This is a genomic window from Rahnella perminowiae, from assembly GCF_019049695.1.
Taxonomy (GTDB): Bacteria; Pseudomonadota; Gammaproteobacteria; order Enterobacterales; family Enterobacteriaceae; genus Rahnella; species Rahnella perminowiae.
In genome coordinates this window covers 113,274-136,083 of sequence record NZ_JAFMOT010000174.1, presented here as the reverse complement: position 1 = coordinate 136,083, position 22,810 = coordinate 113,274, and the positions used below count along the sequence as shown (strand labels likewise).

Sequence of the window (22,810 nt, the reverse complement as noted above, 5' to 3'; positions counted from 1 at the left end):
CCCTCCCTTTCGCAGGGGAGGGAGCTTTGCGGCTGTCGCTGTTGTACCTGGAACATAGTCAGCGAGCAGAGCGAGCAACCCGGATGTCCCCCCTATTTTCCCCGTTTACCAAACGTCATTTTGGAATACACTTCATTCCTAAATTTCATACTTCGTTTTGTGGCACAGATCACATCTTAATTGTATGATGAATACATTATTCAACTGGGTGAAACACCATGGGCACCTCAATCTCTCTGGCATTCCAATATATCCGGGCGTTTATTCTGATTTATCTCTGTTTATTCGCCGGGAATGCGATTTCATCTCTGTTACCGCTCACCATTCCCGGCAGCATCATCGGCATGCTGATCCTGTTTGGTCTGCTTTCTACACAAATTTTGCCGTTCAAATGGGTTAAACCGGGCTGCAATATTCTGATCCGCTATATGGCGTTGCTGTTCGTGCCTATCGGGGTCGGGGTCATGAATTATTATGCGCAACTGCGCACGCAGTTCGGGCCGCTGGTGGTGTCATGCCTGGTCAGTACCCTGGTGGTGTTGCTGGTTGTCGCCTATTGCTCCCACTATATCCATGGGGAACGCGGTGTGGTGACGGATAAAGGGGAGGATAAAAATGATTGATATTTTGTGGTCGCTGCCGCTGACGCTGGTGGTTTTTTTCGCCACCCGCAAATTAGCCACCAGGCTTAAAATGCCCCTGCTCAACCCGTTGCTGATGTCGATGGTGGTGATTATTCCGCTGTTGCTGATCACCCATATCCCTTACGCACGTTATTTCGCAGGCAGCAAGATCCTCAATGACCTGCTGCAACCCGCTGTCGTGGCGCTGGCTTTCCCGCTGTACGAACAGCTGCATCAGATCCGTGCCCGCTGGAAATCCATCATCAGCATCTGCTTTATCGGCAGCGTGGTAGCGATGGTGACGGGGACCGCGATTGCATTATGGATGGGTGCAACGCCAGAAATTGCCGCATCGGTATTACCGAAATCGGTCACCACACCGATTGCAATGGCCACCGCGCAGTCGATTAATGGCATTCCGGCCATCAGCGCCGTATGCGTGATTTTCGTCGGGATCCTCGGCGCGGTCTTTGGACACACGCTGTTGAATATTCTGAAGATCACCACCAAGGCCTCTCGCGGGCTGGCGATGGGCACCGCATCACATGCACTGGGCACCGCCCGTTGTGCAGAAATGGATTATCAGGAAGGCGCATTCAGCTCACTGGCGCTGGTGATTTGCGGGATTATTACTTCCCTGCTCGCACCTTTTCTGTTCCCCGTATTACTGGTCATATTTGGCTAAACAGTTTGGCGGCGGCTGTGTTTGCCCCTGTAAAATAAAATGCCCTGCCCGCAAGCAGGGCATTTTATTAACCTTCGTTCTTATCAGGTACGGGATTTCCCCCGGCAGCAGGCACACTGATGCGCACCGGCCGGGCTTTTTTAACCTCAGCGTTCGCTACCGGTGTCAGTAGCTTGTCAGGGCTACAATCGCGGATAACCTTTCCGTTCTTCATCACCAGTACACGGTCAAAATACTTCAGCAGGTAACGTCGGTGAGTGACCATTAACAGCGTTTTTCCCGCAACAAAATGATCCAGATTGTCAAAAATTCGCTGTTCCGTTTGTTCATCCAGACAGGACGTCGGTTCATCCCACAAAAAAACTTTCGCATCACTGCTCAGGCTGCGTGCCAGCAGTAATTGCTGATTTTGTCCTGATGAAAGATTCTTCGCCATAAAGCTGATGGGATAACGTAATCCCATCGGATGTTGCAGCACGAAATTACAGTTTGTCACGCCCAGCGCCTGCACGGTTTTCTTACGATCTTCACCGCTCTTTAGGGCGAAGTTACTTTCCACCGTTCCTGTAAATAACGCATCGTGGGTGGTGATAACGCTGATGAAACGCGAGAAAAAATGCTGGGCAAGATGCCGGGTGTTGTAACCGTCGTACATGACGCTGCCTTGTAAAGGCATACTGAATCCTGAAAGCAGTGAGATCAGCGAACTTTTGCCTGAACCGCATTCCCCGATAATGGCGACCCGCTGTCCGGCAGGAATATCCAGGGTAATGTTTTCAAGTATCACCGGCAGCTGAGGATCATACTGGTAGCTGGCCCCTTTCAGGGAAATATGCCCTTCACAATGTGAGAGTGATTGTAAGACCTCACGGGGGGCTGTATTTTCAGGGACAAACATTTTCAGCAGATCGGTGATGGTTTTATTAGTGGTAAATATCGATAATAAAGTCGATGAAAAACCTGAAATAATACCCGACATACGCCCCGAAACGATGACGGAAGAAACAATCGCACCCGTGGTGATTTCCCCTTTCGTCACCAGGAAGAAGGCAAACAACATGAGCAGGATCTGATTAAGGCTTGAGAGTGTGGATAACGCAGACTGATAATAAACGTTTACTTTGCGGATCTGTAAACTGAGCCAGGACTGCTGATCGGCATTATTAACCCAGTCCCGCATCAGGTTCCGGTTATTCAATGTGTGGATCATTCTTAATGCATAGAGTGTTTCCGTAATGAACATATTCCGGTTACTTTGGCCTTCTTTCACACGTTCCATCAGGACATTGGTGTAGCGGAAATTAACATAAGCCAGCCCCAGTGAAATCAGCATAATTGTGATCGGAATTAAAACCAACAGCCCCAGGTTGATATAGATAACTATCACAAAGACAATAAATAAAGGTGCATCGGCCACGCGCTGAAAAACCGAGTTAAGTAGCACAGGTTTTATTTTTTGAAATTCAGTCCATAGAACAAATGCTGAAGACATAGACGTGTTTTTTTTATCGCCGTAAAGCAGCGCCTCGAGAAAGGAAACATCGATATCAATATCTTCCCTGCGGGAAACTATCGACTGATAAATGTCACGCGAGGATTTGAGCAGAAACTCAAAGATAATGAACACCAGCACGATGCCTGCCACTCCGAAGAGAGATGCGTTCGATGAGCCTGGCACGAGTTTGTCATAATAGAGATTACTGAAAACAGGAATTGTCAGCGCAAACATCGCCATAAACAATGAGGAGATAAAATATTTTGAGTAAAATATTTTATTATTTTTAAGGCCATTTTTTAAAATCTGGCTGATGCGAATGGAATCCACCACCTCACTGATCGGCTGCAATGAGAACGCCGACATCTGCTGGAGTGCAGAGCGTTCTATTTCAATCTGTCCAATATCATTTTGCATATTGACCAGTTTAAGTTTGTTATCGATACAACCAACACAAATGAGCCACTGCATTTCAGCCGTCAGCAGCAAAAGCGGCATGCTTTCATTAAGCAAATCATCTGGCTGGCTAAATTGCACTGCAGAAACTGACAACCCTAATGAAAGGAAATAATTTTTAATTTGTGTGTCATGTTCAACATCATTTTTATGATATTCGGTCAGTGATATTTCTTTATCACCTTCTCTTATTTCAATTTTAGCGCCATAGTTTCGCGCAATATACGTTAATGCACCGGACAGCCCTAAATCATACTGTTCAAATTCAGCTTTCATGGTTTGTTACTCAAAAAACCTCTGCTGTACCCACAGCAGAGGCATGTTAATTACGGGTGATCGACCTGCTGATCATCATGTGTCGTATTATCAATAGGTGTGATTGTCATTATTTCAGCACTCATGACTGCAGCAGCCTGATCATGACTTACTGAATCGTTTGTATCGCTTTCAGGTTCATCCTGCATCGTTGCCATGAGCAGAGCCGACGACGTATCGACGGTAACGCTGTACTCGATCTGTTGTGTGTTACCGGCCTTGTCCACAATGCCCAATTGCAGTGAGTGCGTACCATCGGCAATGTCACTCATCTGTAATGACCAGTCCCCTTGTTCATCCACCTGAATATGGATGGCTTCACCGCCATCAATGCTCGCCGATACCGTCGCCCCGGCTTCACCCTGTCCGGCAATGTCGAGCGTATGACTTTCACTGCGCCATTCATCAGGCTGATCGCCTTCATTGTTAACCAGCCGGGCGTCAAAAGTGTCAATCTGCGTATCGATAATGAAATCAAAAGGTTCGCTGTGGCTAACGTTGCCTGCTACATCGGTCGTTGTTATCACTAAATGATACTCACCGTCTGTCAGAGGCTCAGGTGGTGTAAAGCTCCACTCCCCGTCATCACTTTTAAGCGCATCATAGTTGTTACCATTAACGTTAACCGTCACGCTGTCGGCATCGGCATCAACGTCAGTCAAAATAAAGCCTGGCGTGTTGTCATTCACAATATGATCACCGCCGGTATCGGATTCCATCGCTGCCACAGGCACCGAGAGCGACTGGTCAACCGTCAGTTCAGTCACGGTGGTCTGACTGTTGCCCGCGTCATCCGTCACCGTGACCGTCACCGGCCAGGTGCCTTCTGGCAGCGCATCCGGCAACGTCAGGCTCCACCCGCCTTCTTCCCCCTGCACCGCGTTATAGGTCTGGCTGTTGATGGTCACGATAACCTGCGTAACATCCGCATCAATGTCCTGCAATACCAGTGTCGGCGTCGCGTTATTGGTGAGCATATCGCCCACGCTACCCGTGTCAGACATTGCGTCCAGCACCACCTCCGGTAATGACAGAGAGTGATCAATCTCCAGCATCACTGTCGCAGACTGGCTGTTACCGGCGGCATCCGTTGCGGTGACCATGACGGACCAGCGGCCTTCCGGCAGCGGTTCGGTAAATGTCAGGCTCCAGATGCCCTGACCACTTTGTAGCGCGTTATAACTCTGTCCGTTTAGCGTGACCACAACCTGGGTGACATCACTTTCGATGTTTTGCAGCAACAGCGTCGGCATAGTGTTGCTGGTGATCATGTCGCCGATAATGCCACTGTCGGAGGCAATATCCAGCGTCAGGGCTGGCACCGCACGCATCTCATCAAAAGTCACGTCCGGGCTGATGTTACCCACCGCATCTTCAGCATGGAGGGTTACTTTCCCGCCATCAGGATAATTAAACACCGTGCTCCAGTTGCCGTTGCTGTCCGCCGTGACGCTGGCGATAACCTTCCCAGTTTCATCTTCAACCACTAACTTACTGCCCGCTTCAGCAGTCCCGGACATGACCCACAGACCACTACCGTCAATAAAGACCGAGGTGTCAACCACCGGCACAGCCGGTGCCTGGGTATCAATGGTGACATCGTGACTGATGATTTGGGTATTGCCTGCGGGATCTTCAATTTTAAAGCTCAGGGAATAATTCCCGTCAGCCAGCGGGGTCGGCTCCATTGCCCATGTGCCATCGGCCGCAACCATCACGGAAGCAACCGCTACACCCGCCAGGAACACGGTCACCGTCGAGCCAGCCTCACCGCGACCAAAGAAGGTGACGTTTTGGTTGTTCAGCGCCCATTTGTCAGCGATGGTGGATTTATTGTCTTCAACATTGACGCTGAATGCGTCAATGCGGGTATCAACAACAATCACCATGCTGGTTTCTTTCTCATTACCGGCTTTGTCGGTCGAATTGAATTTAATATTCAGTTCACCATCCTGAAGCACCATTTTATTGATGCTGGCCGTCCAGTTGCCATCTTCCCCGACCCAGAACTGATTAACCGTTAACCCGTTCACCGTGATGCTCAGGTAACTTCCGGCTTCGGCCTTCCCGGTCAGGGTGGCGTTGGTGGTGATATCCGTCAGATAAGTCACGTCCCCGACGGTGATTGTCTCAACAGGCTGACCGTTGATCGTCGTCAACACGATTGGCGTATCATTGACGGTATCGATGGTAAAATTACGGGACTCGGTCGACGCCGTATTCCCTGCCGCATCTGTTATTTCAAAACGAATAGAATGCGAACCATCGTCCAGATCCGCCGGCACGGTATAGGTTGAATTGATCGAACCCGGCGTAATTGTTTCTACATACTCACCATCAATGTAGACCGATACTGGCTGGTTTTTTTCGCCGGTGATATTAAAGGTCGGCCGGGTAAAACCGGTATAATAGTCGTTGGCATAGTAACCCCCGTCGTTGGCCATTCCCTGGATTTGAATGTCTGTCTCGGTATCAATCGTCACCAGGATACGGGCTGACTCGGCGGTATTTCCCGCCGCATCCTCTGCAATAACACGCACAGAGTATTCACCGTCATTCATGGTGTCGGGGTAGGTCCATGACCAGTTTCCGTCAGCGTCAGCGACTGTGGTTGCTACCATCACTTCATCAACCAAGATATTGATTGTCGCGCCCGCTTCCGCCGTCCCGTGGAAGGCAGGCGGGTTAATATTGGTGATATTGTCGCCCTTCGATGCGGAGTTAGTCTCATCATTAAGCGAAATGGTGGGATAATCGGTATGGCTGTCCAGCGTCACCGGATAATCTTCACCCGCCACAACATTCCCTGCGATATCGGTCAGGGTAGCCGAAATAATATATTCACCGTCTTCCCCCAGCACGACCGGCATATTCCAGTTACCTTCGGCATCAACCGACGCACGGCCGATAACCGCACCGTTCACCCGTATTGTAACCGTTGAGTTAATTTCCCCGGTCCCGGTCAGTTCCAGAGCACGGGAATTAATCAGCTCCGGTGGCGCAGTCATCTCGAACCCGCTCACCGCGGTATCAATCACCACAACGGAGGTGGCACTGGTGACGGTGTTTCCTGCCGCATCGGTGGAGATAAACGTCACGTTGTAGTTACCGTCCTCGCTTTCCGGCAAGGTATAACTGGCCAGCCCAGAGGCGTCAGCGACAACCGTGGCGACTTTCACCTCATTGACATAAATATCCACCGAAGCGCCCGGATCGGTCATGGCCGATAAGGTTGGCGTCTTATCGTTGGTCACCATATCACCGATATCGCCACTGTTGCTCTCACGGGCCAGCGCCACATCACTGATACTGTTATGCGTGTCACACTGAATAATAATGTCTTTTTGGACTTTGTTACCTGCACTGTCCTCAGCTACCGCAATGAACGTATTGGCCCCTTCACTCAGTTCAACGCTGTAACTCCACTGTCCGTCGTCTCCCACCGTTAATGTGGTCAGTACCGAGCCATCCTTTCCGTAAAGAGTCAGCACCGCACCGGCCTCGGCCACCCCTTCCAGATTCACCGTGGTTTTATTGGTGATCAGGTCGGTTGAACTGCTGCCCGTATCGTCACTTTCCCGCAGAGTAAGGGTCAGCGGAGAGATATAGGAGTCCAGAATAAGGGGCGTCGGGTCGATCTGCATCGTATTTCCCGCCAGATCATTGACGGTAAAAGCAATCTCATGCGAACCGTCGTTGCCAATGACAGGAAGCCTGACCGACCAGGTTCCGTCACTGGACGTCGAGGTTTCAATAACAAATTTGCCATCAACATAAATTTTAATTTTCGCCCCGGGCTCGGATATCCCGCTTACCGTCGGGGTGTTGTCGCTGATATAGCCTTCATCGGTCATGCCGGAAATCGACCATTCCAAAGGTTCTACGTGCGTATCGACCACCAGATTTGCACTGTCTGAAAGCAGCGCTTCCTGACTGTTCGGGTCGATAATGCTTGCCTGCAGGCTGTAAGTGCCTTCAGCCATTACCGGCAGCTCATAGCTGTAACGACCTGTGGAGTCACTTTGTGCTGCACCAACGGCCACGCCATTGATATAGAGCGTGACTGTCACGCCCGGCAGGGTAATCCCCGTGATCACGGGCTTCGTATTATTGGTGATAAAATCACCCAGTGAGCCGCTGTCTGTATCGTTGCTTAACATCACCGTCGGTGGATCAAGATCGACCACCGGAATAATGAAGTTAAAGGATGTTTCCGAGGAAATATTTCCGGCTTTATCTTTGGCCGTGACGGCAATCACGTGGTCCCCGGAAAGGAAGGAACTTGGCGGCGTCCAGGCCCAGGTCCCGTTTGCCGACACTGTGACACTGGCGACTGTCATGCCATCAATTTTAATCGACAGATTTGAGCCCGCCTCTGCCATGCCGCTGAATTCAGGTGCCAGCCCCAGCGCTTCATGGGAGTTATTGGCATCAGATTCCGTCAGCCCGATAGTCGGCGTGGCAACCAGCGTATCAATGACAAAATTCATACTTTGTTCGGTCGAGTTACCGGCGACGTCAGTGGCCCGCACACTAATCGTATACTGCCCGTCAGCCAGATCAGCCGCAGTGAAGCTCCAGCTGCCGTCCGCATTCGCCTGCTGCTCAACGGTCTGCATGACTGTCCCGCTATTGTCTTTGATACTGATGACTATCTGCGCATGGCTTTCGGTGTTGCCTGAAAAAGTCGGGGACACATCGTTGGTCAGATGATCAGTGTGTGAAACGCCGGTATCTGACGCCGGATCCATTTCCATCGACAAGGCGATCTGCGTATCTATCACGAAACTGATACTGTTTTCAGCCTGGTTACCCGCGTTGTCGGTCATGATGACCGTGGCGGTATACTCTCCATCCGGCAGGTTATTGGGGCGAACGGTCCACTGGTCAGCGCTATTCATGGTGGCGATGTAGCTCGTACCATTAATGTTCACCCTGATCGCATCAACATCATCCGGTACGTTGCTGATCACAAAGACAGGCTGAGGATCGTTGGTAATATTATCTGACGCAGAGCTACCTGAATCACTGTCCGTGCTCAGATCGATCACCGGCATTGGAATTTGCGTATCAACCGTGAACGTCAGATCATCCGTCACATGGTTACCCGCAATATCAACCCATTCGACCTGCAGGGTATAGCTGCCATCGGCAAGGCTTTCTGCCGTATATATCCAGCGTCCATCCTGTTGCTCTACATTGACCGTAATACCGTTAAGCGTGGCCCGGACTGAAACCAGCGGTTCCGCTGCCGTAATTTCAAATCTCGGTGCGGTGACATTGGTCAGGTTATCGGTCACATTGCTGCCGGTATCATCGAGCAGCACCAGCCCCGGTGACTGCACGGTGGTATCGACGACAAAACTGTAGGTCGTTGAACTGGTATTGCCGGCTTTATCGGTGAAGCTGACCACGGCGGAATAGGTTCCGTCTGCCAGACTTTGCGGGACATCCCAGCCCCCCGCCTGCGGCTCGATTTGCCATGTTTCTCCGCCCAGCGTCACGCTGACCTGATAAATATCTTCAGGCATGTCGCTGATGATCAAACGAGGTTGCGCAACATTCGTGATGTTATCGCTTTTATCACCACTGTTGTCGGCGTCACTCAGCGAGACAACCGGTGAAGGGCAAACCGTATCGATAACGAAGTTTAACGAGCCTGATCGCGTATTCCCGGCCTGATCTTCGATTCTTACTTCTGCCACATAGTTGCCATCACTCAGCGCATCGGCATCCGGGATCTGGCATACCCATGTTCCGTCCACGCGGCTTGCCGGATAAGATTTGCCATTGAGCAAGACCACTACGGACCAGACATCGCTATCCACGTTGGATATTTCAAATTTCGGCGTGGCATCATTTGTCAGATTGTCGTTAGTGAGGTAACCGCTGTCACTGATCAGATCAATCAGTGGCATATTCAGTGTCGTATCCACCGTAAAGTCGAGCGTAGTCTGGGCGGTATTACCGGCTTTATCGGTCACCGATACCACGATGTTGTGTACCCCATCAGTGAGCACCGGCGTAGTGAATAACCATTTACCTGAACTGTCTTTCAGAATGGACGTCTGCGTACCGTTATCTAACGCCACCAGAACGGTGGTGACATCTTCAGGCACCGCAATATCAAAGGTTGGCATATTCTGCGTTGTGCAGTTGTCATTATCTGAGCGACCGGTGTCATCACCGGCAGCAAAATCTACACTCACCGATGTTTGTGTATCGACGTTGAAGATGATGGAAGACTCTGCGGTATTACCGGCATTATCCGTCAGCTCCACCTCAAGGGTGTAGCTGCCATCCTGCAGCGAGGCTGGCGGCTTAAAGCTCACCGGCGACAGTGACAGGTCGATCTCGTAACGTTGCCCGTCGAGGACTGCCACCATACTGTGCGCATCCGCAGGAATGCCCTGGAACAGAAAGACCGGCTGAGTATTACGGGTATAGTTATCCACGCTGCTGTTGCCTGAATCATCCTCATCACGTAAATCGATGGTGACCGGCATGAGCGTGGTATCTACAACAAAATCAACCTGCTGAGATGCCCTATTCCCTGCGGCATCAATGACCTGAACGTTGATCGCGTGCGCGCCATCTGAGAGTTCAGCCGGACAGGAGAAGATCCACTCGCCGTTAGTTTTGGTCAGTTCAACCGGCGTGGTGCCATCCAGAGAAACATAAACGTGTGAAACATCGTCAGAGACCTGAATAGTAAAATCAGGACGGGGATCGTATGTCAGGTGATCGTTGTCAGCGTAACCGGTGTCAGCAGACATCTGGATACTGTCAATTTGTACGTAGGTATCGATGACAAAGGTCATCGACTCCGTACTCTGATTACCCGCTTTATCGGTCACGAGGGTGCTTAACGTATACGTACCTGCCGCGAGTTCCGGTGCGGCCCAGTGCCAGGCATTCTGCGGATCTTTGCTCACCTCATAGGTCGTGCCATTAAGCACTACCTGAACTTTGTAGACGTCTGCATCAATATTGGTGAAGGTGAATTCAGGGGATCGGTTATTGGTGAGGTGGTCGGTCTGGCTGTCACCCGTATCCGATTGCTCATCCATTGTAATGATGGCTTTCGCGACCGTGGTGTCGACCGTAAAGGTAAAATCTTTGCTGCTGGTATTACCGGCACGGTCATGCAGATTGACGGACAGTGTGTAGGTTCCGTCATTTAGTACCTGGTCTGGTGTGAATGTCCAGTTTCCGGTCCCGTCTGCATAAATTTGGGTGGTTTTACCATTGAGAACAACGCTCATACCGGTGACGTCATCATCAATGTTTGTGATAACAAATCCCGGGCGATTTTTGCCCGTCAGATGGTCATTCGTATCATAACCGGTATCATCGCCGGTCACGAAAGAAACCACGGGTTGCGATAACTGGTTATCAAACGTAATGGTTTTAGTCGATGTTGTCTGGTTGCCCGCCACATCAGTCACATTGACTGTCAGGGTGTAATCTCCCGGGGTAGTCAATACCGGGGACGTGACTGACCATATCCCCGTGGCCGTTTGCGTGACATTGCAGGCAATGCCATTAATGGTTGCCGTCATGGTGACTACGTCGTCCGAGGTGGCGACGTTAAAATGCGGCTGTCCGGCATTGGTAATACTGTCGGTAGAAGAATCCCCTGTGTCGTTGAGCAATGTGATGTTGTCGATAGAGACTGAAGTATCAATAACGAAGCTGAACGAGGTGGTACGCTGATTACCCGCATTATCCGTGACAACCGCTAAAAGCTGGTATTCGCCGTCATCCAGTGCGACCGGAGGCATAAATACCCAGCTGCCATCGGACTGAGGTGTCACGGAATAACTGGCACCATTGAGACTTACGGTAATACCGAATACATCTTCCGGTACTCCTGTCAGGCTGAAGCGCGGGGTAGTCACATGCGTAATGTTATCGTCAACTGTACCGGAGTCGTCCTGATTCAGCATATCCACACCCAGCGGTTCAAGCGTGGTATCCACAGCAAAAATCTGGTCCCTCTGCGCGGTGTTTCCGGCCTTATCCGTTACCGTGACCTGCAGTGTATGCTCGCCATCGCTTAACCCGTCAGGCAGATTGATAACCCAGCCGCCTTCACTGTAGGTAGCCTGGATTGCTGCACCACCATCGACTGATACCGCCACGGTTTGTGCATCTGCCGGGGCGGAAAGGGTAAATGTCGGGCCGGTGACATTCGTCAGCCAGTCATTGAGTACACCGGTGTCATCATTGAGTGCAATACCCTCAACGCTTGTCACGGTATCAATCTGCAGCGGCGTGGTAATGATTTTTTCATTACCCGCATCATCCGTCACCGTTAACTGCACGGTATACGAGCCATCTGCCAGTGCTTCAGGCAGCGTGAAAGTGCCCGCGCCCTGTGAAATGGTCACAGGCCAGCTTTTGCCATTAAGCGATATCACCACGCTGACCACATCCGCATCAATATTGCCAATAGCGAACGTCGGGCGGGTATTATTCGTCAGGTTATCCGTATTACTGAAACCGGAATCATCTTCACTGTTAAGGGCCAACGTTGGCACTGACAGCTGGCTGTCGATGGTGAAATCCAGTGAGTTGGCGCTGCTGTTACCGGCCAGATCAGTGACCGTCACTGACAGGCTATGGTTACCGTCCCCGAGCGCGGATGGCACCGTAAAGTGCCACTGCCCGGCGGCATCCTGCACCGCCGCCTGTGCTACACCGCCGTCCACGCTGACCATCACCGTCGCGGCGTCGCTGTCGGTAACAATCGCAAAGCCCGGCGTGGTGTCGTTGGTCTGGTTATCCCCTGATGTACCGGTATCATCACTTAGCGTAATGACCGGTGCATTAATCGCCGTATCGACGGTCATATTCAGTGCCACGGAAGTGGCGGTATTACCTGCATTGTCAGTTACCCGCACCTGCACACTGTAATCGCCGTCTGCCAGTACCGGGGCGGTAAAGCCCCAGAGGCCGCCCTCTTTGGTCGCCGGATAGGCAGTGCCGTTGATCAGAACTTCTGCGGTCATCACGTCGGCATCGATACTGCTCAACACAAAGGCCGGGGTGGTATCGCGGGTAATATTATCTGTCGAATACCTGCCACTGTCGGATGCTTCAGCCAGATCAATCACGGGGACGGTCAGTTGGGTATCCACCGTAAAGCTGACCGGGCTGGATGCCGTATTGCCTGCGACATCGGTAATCACTGCGGTTGCCGTATAAACACCGTCTGCCAGAGAAACCGGCAGTGTAAAACTGTTCCCGTTGCTGAGATCAATGATGTATTCAGCCCCGTTACTGAGCACCAGTGTCAGGCTGGCCATATCTGCCGCAATATTACTGAAGGTAAACGTCGGGGTGGCATCATGTGTCACGCCGTCGCTGTTGCTGGCACCTGTATCAGACCCGGCGTTTAGTACAAGCGTGACCGGTGCAACAGCGGTATCCACCGTCATGTTAAGCGCTCCGGAAGTGGCCACGTTGCCCGCGTCGTCGGTCACCCGCACCTGCACGCTGTAGTCACCGTCAGTCAGTTCCGGCGCGGTAAAACTCCAGCTATCCCCGGTCTGCGTGGCCGGATACACGGTGCCGTTGATCAGCACCTCGACCGCGTCAACATTGCTCAGGGTAAAGGCCGGGGTAGTGTTATTGGTAATGTTATCGGTCATATCCGCGCCGCTGTCGGACGCATCGGTCAGATCGATAACCGGCACGCTCAGCGTGGTGTCCACGGTAAAGGCGAATGCCTCCCCGGAAATGCTGTTACCGGCTGTATCCGTGACCGTCACCACCAGGTTGTGTTCGCCGTCAGCGAGGTCGGCAGGTACAGTAAAGTGCCACTGTCCGGCGCTGTCCCGCACCGCCGCCTGCGCCGCGCCGCCGTCCACGCTGACCGTGACCGTCACCACATCACTGTCGGTCGCGATCGCAAAGCCCGGCGTGGTGTCATTGGTCTGGTTATCCCCCGCCACGCCGGTGTCGTCGCTCAGGGTAATCAGCGGTGCGGATATGGCGGTGTCCACCGTCACGTCAAGCGCCCCGGAAGTCGCCACGTTGCCCGCGTCGTCGGTGACCCGCACCTGCACAGCATAGTTGCCGTCCGTCAGTTCCGGCGCGGTAAAACTCCAGCTATCCCCGGTCTGCGTGGCCGGATACACGGTGCCGTTGATCAGCACCTCGACCGTCACCGCATCCGCGTCAACGTTGCTCAGGGTAAAAGCCGGGGTGGCGTTGTTGGTAATGTTGTCGGTGGTGCTCGCACCGGTATCTGAACCGTCATTCAGATCGATAACCGGCACGCTCAGCGTCGTGTCCACGGTAAAGGCGAATGCCTCACCGGACGTGCGGTTACCGGCAGTATCCGTCACCGTCACCACCAGGTTGTGTTCGCCGTCAGCGAGGGCGGCAGACACACTAAAGTGCCACTGTCCGGCGCTGTCCCGCACCGCCGCCTGCGCCGCGCCGCCGTCAATGCTGACCAGCACCGTCACCACGTCCGCGTCGGTCGCGATCGCAAAGCCCGGCGTGGTGTCGTTGGTCTGGTTATCCCCCGCCACGCCGGTGTCGTCGCTCAGGGTAATCAGCGGTGCGGATATGGCGGTGTCCACCGTCACGTCCAGCGCCCCGGAGGTCGCCACGTTGCCCGCGTCGTCGGTGACCCGCACCTGCACGCTGTAGTCACCGTCAGTCAGTTCCGGCGCGGTAAAACTCCAGCTATCCCCGGTCTGCGTGGCCGGATACACGGTGCCGTTGATCAGCACCTCGACCGTCACCGCGTCCGCGTCAATCTGGCTCAGGGTAAAGGCCGGGGTAGTGTTATTGGTGATGTTGTCGGTCATATCCGCGCCGCTGTCGGACGCATCGGTCAGATCGATAACCGGCAGGCTCAGCGTGGTGTCCACGGTAAAGGCGAATGCCTCACCGGACGTGCGGTTACCGGCAGTATCCGTGACCGTCACCACCAGGTTATGTTCGCCGTCAGCGAGGGCGGCAGGCACCGCAAAGTGCCACTGCCCTTCGCTGTCCCGCACCGCCGCCTGCGCCGCGCCGCCGTCCACGCTGACCAGCACCGTCACCACGTCCGCGTTGGTCGCGATCGCAAAGCCCGGCGTGGTGTCATTGGTCTGGTTATCCCCCGCCACGCCGGTGTCGTCGCTCAGGGTAATCAGCGGTGCGGATATGGCGGTGTCCACCGTCACGTCCAGCGCCCCGGAGGTCGCCACGTTGCCCGCGTCGTCGGTCACCCGCACCTGCACAGCATAGTTGCCGTCGGCGAGTTCCGGGGCGGTAAAGCCCCATATCCCGCCGGTCTGCGTGGCCGGATACACGGTGCCGTTGATCAGCACCTCGACCGTCACCGCGTCGGCGTCAATCTGGCTCAGGGTAAAGGCCGGGGTGGCGTTGTTGGTGATGTTATCGGTCATATCCGCGCCGCTGTCGGACGCATCGGTCAGGTCGATAACCGGCACGCTCAGCGTCGTGTCCACGGTAAAGGCGAATGCCTCCCCGGACGTGCTGTTACCGGCAGTATCCGTGACCGTCACCACCAGGTTATGCTCGCCGTCAGTGAGTGCCGACGGTACAGTAAAGTGCCACTGCCCTTCGCTGTCCTGCACCGCCGCCATGTCCGCGCCGCCGTCAATGCTGACCAGCACCGTTACCACGTCCGCGTCGGTCACGATCGCAAAGCCCGGCGTGGTGTCGTTGGTCTGATTATCGCCCGCCACGCCGGTGTCGTCGCTCAGGGTGACTACTGGCGCAGAAATCGCGGTGTCCACCGTCACGTTAAGCGCCCCGGAGGTCGCCACGTTGCCCGCGTCGTCGGTCACCCGCACCTGCACGCTGTAGTCACCGTCCGTCAGTTCCGGGGCGGTAAAGCCCCATATCCCGCCGGTCTGCGTGGCCGGATACACGGTGCCGTTGATCAGCACCTCGACCGTCACCGCGTCGGCGTCAATCTGGCTCAGGGTAAAAGCCGGGGTGGCGTTGTTGGTGATGTTATCGGTCATATCCGCGCCGCTGTCGGACGCATCGGCCAGGTCGATAACCGGCAGGCTCAGCGTGGTGTCAACGGTAAAGGCAAAAGGCTCGCCGGACGTGCTGTTACCGGCAGTATCCGTCACCGTCACCACCAGGTTATGTCCGCCGTCAGCCAGTGCCGACGGTACAGTAAAGTGCCACTGTCCGGCCGCGTCCCGCACCGCCGCCTGCGCCGCGCCGCCGTCCACGCTGACCACGCTGACCAGCACCGTCACCACGTCCGCGTCGGTCGCGATCGCAAAGCCCGGCGTGGTGTCATTGGTCTGGTTATCCCCCGCCACGCCGGTGTCGTCGCTCAGGGTGACTCCCGGCGCTGATATGGCGGTGTCCACCGTCACGTCCAGCGCCCCGGAGGTCGCGACGTTGCCCGCGTCGTCGGTGACCCGCACCTGTACGTTGTAGTCACCGTCGGCGAGTTCCGGCGCGGTAAAGCTCCAGCTATCCCCGGTCTGCGTGGCCGGATACACGGTGCCGTTGATCAGCACCTCGACCGTCACCGCGTCCGCGTCAATCTGGCTCAGGGTAAAGGCCGGGGTAATGTTATTGGTGATGTTGTCGGTCATATCCGCGCCGCTGTCGGACGCATCGGTCAGGTCGATAACCGGCAGGCTCAGCGTGGTATCCACGGTAAAGGCAAAAGGCTCGCCGGACGTGCTGTTACCGGCAGTATCCGTGACCGTCACCACCAGGTTATGCTCGCCGTCAGCCAGTGCCGACGGTACAGTAAAGTGCCACTGCCCTTCGCTGTCCTGCACCGCCGCCTGCGCCGCGCCGCCGTCCACGCTGACCGTGACCGTGACCACATCACTGTCGGTCGCGATCGCAAAGCCCGGCGTGGTGTCATTGGTCTGGTTATCCCCCGCCACGCCGGTGTCGTCGCTCAGGGTGACTCCCGGCGCTGATATGGCGGTGTCCACCGTCACGTCCAGCGCCCCGGAGGTCGCGACGTTGCCCGCGTCGTCGGTCACCCGCACCTGCACGCTGTAGTCACCGTCGGTCAGTTCCGGCGCGGTGAAGCTCCAGCTATCCCCGGTCTGCGTGGCCGGGTAGGACGTGCCGTTAATCAGCACCTCGACCGTCACCGCGTCCGCGGCAATCTGGCTCAGCGCAAAGACCGGGGTGGCGTTGTTGGTGATGTTATCGGTGGTGCTGGTACCGGTATCTGAACCGTCGGTCAGATCGATAACCGGCACGCTCAGCGTCGTGTCCACGGTAAAGGCGAATGCCTCACCGGATATGCTGTTACCGGCAGTATCCGTCACCGTCACCACCAGGTTATGTTCGCCGTCAGCGAGGGCCGACGGTACAGTAAAGTGCCACTGCCCTTCACTGTCCCGCACCGCCGACTGCGCCGCGCCGCCGTCCACGCTGACCAGCACCGTCGCGGCGTCGCTGTCGGTCGCGATCGCAAAGCCCGGCGTGGTGTCATTGGTCTGGTTATCCCCCGCCACGCCGGTGTCGTCGCTCAGGGTAATCAGCGGTGCGGATATGGCGGTGTCCACCGTCACGTCCAGCGCCCCGGAGGTCGCGACGTTGCCCGCGTCGTCGGTGACCCGCACCTGCACAGCATAGTCACCGTCGGTCAGTTCCGGGGCGGTAAAGCCCCAGATCCCGCCGGTCTGCGTGGCCGGATACACGGTGCCGTTGATCAGCACCTCGACCGTCACCGCGTCCGCGTCAATCTGGCTCAGGGTAAAGGCCGGGGTGGCGTTGTTGGTGATGTTATCGGTCATATCCGCGCCGCTGTCGGACGCATCGGTCAGATCGATAACCGGCACGCTCAGCGTGGTGTCCACGGTAAAGGCGAATGCCTCGCCGGATATGCTGTTACCGGCAGTATCCGTGACCGTCACCACCAGGTTGTGTTCGCCGTCAGCCAGTGCCGACGGTACAGTAAAGTGCCACTGCCCGGCGCTGTCCCGCACCGCCGCCATGTCCGCGCCGCCGTCCACGCTGACCAGCACCGTCACCACGTCCGCGTCGGTCGCGATCGCAAAGCCCGGCGTCGTGTCATTGGTCTGGTTATCCCCCGCCACGCCGGTGTCGTCGCTCAGGGTGACCAGCGGCGCGGATATGGCGGTGTCCACCGTCACGTCCAGCGCCCCGGAAGTGGCCACGTTGCCCGCGTCGTCGGTCACCCGCACCTGCACAGCATAGTTGCCGTCGGTCAGTTCCGGCGCGGTAAAGCCCCAGATCCCGCCGGTCTGCGTGGCCGGATACACGGTGCCGTTGATCAGCACCTCAACCGTCACCGCGTCGGCGTCAACGTTGCTCAGGGTAAAGGCCGGGGTGGCGTTATTGGTGATGTTGTCGGTGGTGCTCGCACCGGTATCCGATCCGTCATTCAGGTCGATAACCGGCACGCTCAGCGTCGTGTCCACGGTAAAGGCAAAGGCCTCACCGGACGTGCTGTTACCGGCAGTATCCGTCACCGTCACCACCAGGTTATGTTCGCCGTCAGCCAGTGAGGCAGACACACTAAAGTGCCACTGCCCTTCGCTGTCCCGCACCGCCGCCTGCGCCGCGCCGCCGTCCACGCTGACCAGCACCGTCACCACGTCCGCGTCGGTCGCGATCGCAAAGCCCGGCGTGGTGTCATTGGTCTGGTTGTCGCCCGCCACGCCGGTGTCGTCGCTCAGGGTGACTCCCGGCGCAGAAATCGCGGTATCCACCGTCATGTTAAGCGCCCCGGAAGTGGCCACGTTGCCCGCGTCGTCGGTCACCCGCACCTGCACAGCATAGTTGCCGTCCGTCAGTTCCGGCGCGGTAAAACTCCAGCTATCCCCGGTCTGCGTGGCCGGGTAGGACGTGCCGTTGATCAGCACCTCGACCGTCACCGCGTCCGCGTCAATCTGGCTCAGCGCAAAGGCCGGAGTAGTGTTATTGGTGATGTTATCGGTGGTGCCGGCACCGGTATCTGAACCGTCGGTCAGATCGATAACCGGCACGCTCAGCGTCGTGTCCACGGTAAAGGCAAAAGGCTCGCCGGACGTGCTGTTACCGGCAGTATCCGTGACCGTCACCACCAGGTTATGTTCGCCGTCAGTGAGGGCGGCAGGCACCGCAAAGTGCCACTGCCCGGCGCTGTCCCGCACCGCCGCCATGTCCGCGCCGCCGTCAATGCTGACCAGCACCGTCACCACGTCCGCGTCGGTCGCGATCGCAAAGCCCGGCGTGGTGTCATTGGTCTGGTTGTCGCCCGCCGTGCCGGTGTCGTCACTCAGGGTGACAACTGGCGCAGAAATCGCGGTGTCCACCGTCACGTCCAGCGCCCCGGAGGTCGCCACGTTGCCCGCGTCGTCGGTGACCCGCACCTGCACAGCATAGTTGCCGTCGGCGAGTTCCGGCGCGGTAAAGCCCCACACGTTGCCCTCTTTGGTGGCCGGATACACGGTGCCGTTGATCAGCACCTCGACCGTCACCGCGTCGACGTCAATGTTGCTCAGGGTAAAGGCCGGGGTGGCGTTGTTGGTGATGTTATCGGTGGTGCTGGCACCAGTATCCGATCCGTCATTCAGGTCGATGACCGGCACGCTCAGCGTGGTGTCCACGGTAAAGGCAAAGGCCTCACCGGACGTGCTGTTACCGGCAGTATCGGTCACCGTCACCACCAGGTTGTGTTCGCCGTCAGCGAGGGCGGCAGGCACCGCAAAGTGCCACTGCCCTTCGCTGTCCCGCACCGCCGCCTGCGTTGCGCCGCCGTCCACGCTGACCATCACGGTCACCACGTCCGCGTCGGTCGCGATCGCAAAGCCCGGCGTGGTGTCATTGGTCTGGTTGTCGCCCGCCACGCCGGTGTCGTCACTCAGGGTGATAACCGGGGCAGAAATGGTCGTATCGACCGTCACGTTCAGCGCCGCCGAGGTCGCACTATTACCCGCAAGATCGGTAACAGTGGCAGTAATGGTATGAATGCCATCCGCAAGTTCAACAGGGCAAACGAGTGACCAGACGCCATTATTCAGACTTGCCGGGTAGTCAGTGCCATCAATGTTAATCAGAACATGTGTAACATCACTATCAACACTATTGAGTACGAAAATAGGACTTTTAGTATTCGTAATATTATCTGTGGCTGAAGCTCCGGAATCGGATTCATTCAGCAGGTCTACAGAAGGTATATTCAGGGATGTATCGATAGTGACATGGATTTTTTCGGAGGTAGCAATGTTGCCCGCAACATCAACGACACTCACATGAAAGGCATAGCTGCCTTCCGGCAGAGATTGTGGATAGGTAAATTGCCATTGGCCTTTTGCATCAGCACTGGCTTTACCCGCTATGTTGCCGTCGCAGTATAATGTGATACTGGCAAAAGGTTCCGCCGTACCCGCGAATGACGGTAAATTAACGCTGGTAATATGGTCATCCGGATTGTCACCACTGTCACTTAATAAATCGATAGTAGGAATATCAGTATGTAAGTCGATAATAAGTGGGATAGAAACCGAGTTCGCGCTATTACCTGCAATATCGACTGCCGTAACCATGACGTTATATTCGCCTTCGGCTAAGGTTTTATCTGCCGGGATACGGAAACTCCAGTTACCATTTTTATCCGCAATAGCACTGCCATAATAGGTGCCATTTATCATCAGGCTGATTTCAGCTCCGGCTTCCGCTACACCTTTGAATAATGGCTGCGGATCTTTAGTAATCCCATCTGTATGTGTAATACCGGTATCAGAATCAGCATCCAGCATGATAGTGGGTGTTGAAGTGACGGTATCAATAACAAGTTCATACGTTGAGCTGGAAATATTGCCGACTTCATCCATGGCAATGATCTCAACACTATAATTATCATCGGCCAGACCAGGGTTGGGATTTATTTCGAAAGACCAGTGCCCCTCTTCATCAGCGGTCGTTTTCCCCATTTCCTTGCCATCAAGCATGAGGGTAATTGTGACGTATTTTTCAGCAACCCCTGTTACCCGTAAATTATCATTATGGTTGGTAATCCAGTCATTTTGGCTGGATCCTGTATCATCATCGGTATCCAATGCAGCAACAGGCTTTTGAGTCAGGGTATCGACAGAGAATATGTATTCCTCTGAAGGAAGCGAGACGTTACCCGCGATATCCTGAGCCTCCACCACTATTTTATGTTCACCCTCTTTCAACCCCGGTGCGACATCAACTGACCACGTTCCTTCAGCAGTGACCGTCACAGTGGCGTATTTTTTGCCATCAATATAAACGCTGACATGACTCCCCGCCTCGCCAGTTCCCACTAAAAGAGGTGTCGTATCATTTGTCAGGGTGGCACCGGATTGTGAGATAACATAATCGTCAAGGGCAATAGTCGGCGTTACAGGTGCGATGGTATCTATCGTGTAGCTAAAATCATAATCCTGCGCATTACCCGCAAGATCCACGACGGTGATAATAAGCTGATTTACCCCTTCTGCGGATTCGCCAGAGAATCTGAAGGTATAATTTCCGCTTTGAGAAGCGTCGGTTTCAAGGGTTTCCCCCGTGGTCGTATTGGTAATGGTGATATGGCTGAATGAGTCTGTTTTACCCGTAAATATCGGGCTGGCAACATTTGTATAATTATCGGCAGCATTGCCACTGTCACTGCCCGCTTCGATCTGAATAGAAAATGCATCGATATTGGTGTCAATTTCAATATCAATCGCATTCGATGCTGTGTTACCGGCACGGTCCGAGGCAATGACCTGAACGTTATAGGTGCCGTCCATAAGAATAACATTACTGTCGAGGGTATAACTCCAGTCACCTTTGCTATCAGCGGTAACATCAACGATTTTATATCCGTTAACATACAACTCTACAACAGAGTCCGGTTCGGCTTTACCGCGAAAACCAGGCGTGACATCATTTGTTATTTTGTCATCAGAATAGAGGCCGGTATCACTGTTTTCATCAAGAATAATGGTGGGCGTTTCAGGGGGAATGGTATCAAGCGTAATAATACCTGTTGTACTGGCACTATTATCCGCTTTATCAGTCGCCACTACCGTAATATCATTAATGCCTTCCTGAAGTTCATTTCCGCTAAACTGATATGACCAGTTACCTTCAGCGTCCGTTTTTACGGTCGTCAGTAAAATGTCGTTGATATAAATATCAATGTTCACACCGGCTTCAGCCGTACCTATAATTTTGGCATTGGTAAAGCGCGTTAAGTTTTCATCAGGGATCTGATCTTCTACTGGAATAGAATATTGTGAACTCAGTTCAAAGGTAGGAATTTCTGTCACGGTATCGATGGTAACCAGAATTTTAGCACTACCGCTTCCACCCTGACCATCCTCAACATCGGCCTGGATCGTATGCTGACCATCCGGGAGTTCTGAGGCAACATCAGCAACAAAATTCCCCATGTTGTCTGATTGTACAACTGCCACAACAATCCCATCAATTTTTAAGATAATGTTTGCATTAGGCGCGGTCGAGCCGATAAATGAAGGGGATGCGATATTGGTGATATTGTCATTTTTTGTACCACTGTCACTTTTGTCATCAAGCTTTAAAGAAATATCAACCGGCTTAACAATAACTTCATCGCCCGTCTTTTCAGACGTTTTGCTACTTGAAGAAGAAGATGAGGAATTATTATCTTCCAGTTTAAGCCGCTCTGACTCTGCAACGCCTTCTTCATCATATTTTTTCTTTTTGAAGGATGCGGCCTCCTGTTCTTCGCCGGATTCATTAGAAACGCCGCTGCCATTGGTGGAAACTTTATTTTTAGCTTTATTATCCAGGAATTCCTGCAATTGTTGTTCAACTTCATTGGCCGCTTTTCGGGCTTCTTCCGCTTCTGCGCGTAAACCTTCAGCTTCTTTCCTGAGTTTATCCGCCTCTTTGTTAACCTCTTCGAGACGGTTTACCTCTTCTTCTGTTTTCGTATCGGCATTTTCTTTGATGACGCGCGCCTGCCGGTCTTCCGATAATGATGAATCAAGTCGTTCCAGCTCTAAATTACTCAGATCAATGGATTTAAGGAGATTTTGCCCGGAAATATCACCATCAGTAAAAGAAAACACCACTTTACTGTGTTCAAGACTCGAATATAAAGCACCGTTGACAATATTTACGGTTGTACCATCGGAAAAAATAAACTTTAAATCGGTACCACTAATGATGAAATGCGCCTGTTCTTTATTGCCAAACTGTTTTAAATCGACAACTGAGCTGTCATTGATGAATATTGTTTTGTTAGCCATTTTTTAATCCTTTCAA

At 54.0% G+C, this 22,810-nt stretch carries 4 protein-coding genes; 2 read left to right on the top strand and 2 right to left on the bottom strand.

The genetic code is table 11. The features are described 5' to 3' along the window. Positions 1-218: 218 nt before the first annotated feature. A complete protein-coding gene (locus J1781_RS11895; protein WP_129955681.1) occupies positions 219-623 on the top strand; it encodes a CidA/LrgA family protein in 405 nt (134 codons plus the stop codon). Next, a complete protein-coding gene (locus J1781_RS11890; protein WP_129955680.1) occupies positions 616-1,308 on the top strand; it encodes a CidB/LrgB family autolysis modulator in 693 nt (230 codons plus the stop codon). The genes J1781_RS11895 and J1781_RS11890 overlap by 8 nt, the downstream gene beginning before the upstream one ends. Positions 1,309-1,375: 67 nt before the next feature. Here the strand turns inward: J1781_RS11890 and J1781_RS11885 are convergent, their stop codons facing one another. Together J1781_RS11885 and J1781_RS11880 are read right to left on the bottom strand one after the other, a co-directional pair. Further along, positions 1,376-3,535: a peptidase domain-containing ABC transporter gene (locus tag J1781_RS11885; RefSeq protein ID WP_217233626.1), complete on the bottom strand. Its 2,160-nt coding sequence runs from the start codon at positions 3,533-3,535 to the stop codon at positions 1,376-1,378. Between the two features lie 50 nt (positions 3,536-3,585). Further along, positions 3,586-22,794: an Ig-like domain-containing protein gene (locus J1781_RS11880; protein WP_217233625.1), complete on the bottom strand. Its 19,209-nt coding sequence runs from the start codon at positions 22,792-22,794 to the stop codon at positions 3,586-3,588. Positions 22,795-22,810: the final 16 nt, after the last annotated feature.